Origin of the sequence: Xenorhabdus griffiniae, from assembly GCF_001028135.1 — a bacterium.
Classification (GTDB): domain Bacteria; phylum Pseudomonadota; class Gammaproteobacteria; order Enterobacterales; family Enterobacteriaceae; genus Xenorhabdus; species Xenorhabdus bakwenae.
Genome location: NZ_LDNM01000219.1, coordinates 1 through 523, shown reverse-complemented (window position 1 = coordinate 523; position 523 = coordinate 1). Strand labels below are relative to the sequence as shown.

General features: G+C 48.6%; 1 pseudogene. It reads left to right on the top strand.

Features of this window, described 5'->3' with window-relative positions:
- Nucleotides 1-444: pseudogene (locus AAY47_RS19770) on the top strand (nuclear transport factor 2 family protein); the annotation flags it as partial.
- Between the last annotated feature and the right edge of the window lie 79 nt (nt 445-523).

Below are 523 nucleotides of genomic sequence, written 5' to 3'. Positions count from 1 at the left end.
TCCACGCCCAACGCCATTGGACGAACTCAGTTAGATGGCCCGACTGAAACAGGCCATAACAGTGACAGAGAAAAAAACCGCGAACTGGTGGTTGATTTTTTCACACGAACTCTGATTGAAGGGCACTATGATGAGTTTGGAAATTACACCAATGGTAAGGCGTTTCGCCAACACCGCCCCGATATTCCTAATGGTACAGCTGCGGTCATTGCGTTTCTTAAACAACTTAAAGATGAAGGGCGGGGCCTGCATTATGCAAAAATCCACCATACAGTAGCCGACGGGCAGTTTGTTCTGACCCACTCAGAGGGAAATATGGCCGGAGCACGTCACAGTTATTTTGAGCTATGGCGCGTCGAGAACGGCAAAGTGGCTGAACTTTGGGATGCTATCACACCAGTACCGGAGGATGCGCAAGCGCTGCATCGCCACGGTATTTTTTAGCGTTGTTTGCAAACATGCTGAAACCCTGTGTCATTTCAATCATGAGTTAGAAAATGACGGCACATTCCATCGTCTACGC